Here is an 809-nt window from a genome sequence, read left to right as displayed (position 1 = left end):
GGTGGTTCAGTACGCGGGCCAGGGTGGGACCGTCCGCGGTGGTGATGTCCCCGGCCGGGGTGGTGCGGCGGACGCCCAGGACGTCCAGGACGCGGTGGAGACGGGCCGCGTCGGTGCGCCACTTACGGTCGACGACCTCGTCCGGATACTCCTGCCAGGCGACCGGGGACCAGTCGGGGCCGGTCTCGGCGGGGCCGCCGTGGAAGAGGCGGGCGGCGAGGAGGGACGTGGCCTCGTCGACCGCGCCGGGCTCCTCCAGCAGATCGCAGGCGGGGCGTTCGCCCAGGCGGGAGGCGAAGCCCTCGGCCAGCCGGTCGCGCCGGGACAGCTCGGTGAGGGCGGCGACCACACCCGCGTCCAGCCGGGAGGGCCAGCGGCCCATCCGCCAGGCGGGCAGCGCCACGCGCGTGAGGAGCCGGTCCCAGCCGGCGTACGCCAGCCCGACCTGTTCCTGGGCGACGATCCGCACCCCGTAGTCCACGGACTGGGCCCGGTCGGCCGCCGCCGCGGCCACGCCCCGCTCCATCTCCGCGGCGTGCACCTGGCAGCTCCGCAGCAGCAGGCGGGCGACCCAGCCGATGCCCGCGCCCAGCGGACGGACGACGGGATTGCGGCCACGGTCGGCCGCCGCGGCCACGGCGGCGTCCAGCCCGCGCACGAAGCGCCGGGCCGCCGCTATGTCCGGGTGCGCCGAAGGGCCCGTACCGGCGACGACCGGCGCGAGGACGGCGCGCAGTTCGCCCACCCGCATCCACCACAGGAACGGGGAGCCGATGACCAGGACCGGCGCCACCGCCGTACGGCGGTGG

Annotated in this window: 1 pseudogene; it reads right to left on the bottom strand. The window is 77.4% G+C overall.

Annotated features, from left to right (window positions below):
• Positions 1–809, bottom strand: a pseudogene (locus tag BZL64_RS38620) (hypothetical protein); the annotation flags it as partial.

Source organism: Streptomyces bobili, assembly GCF_002154575.1.
In the GTDB taxonomy this organism is placed as follows: domain Bacteria; phylum Actinomycetota; class Actinomycetes; order Streptomycetales; family Streptomycetaceae; genus Streptomyces; species Streptomyces bobili.
This window is presented reverse-complemented; position numbering and strand designations above follow the sequence as displayed.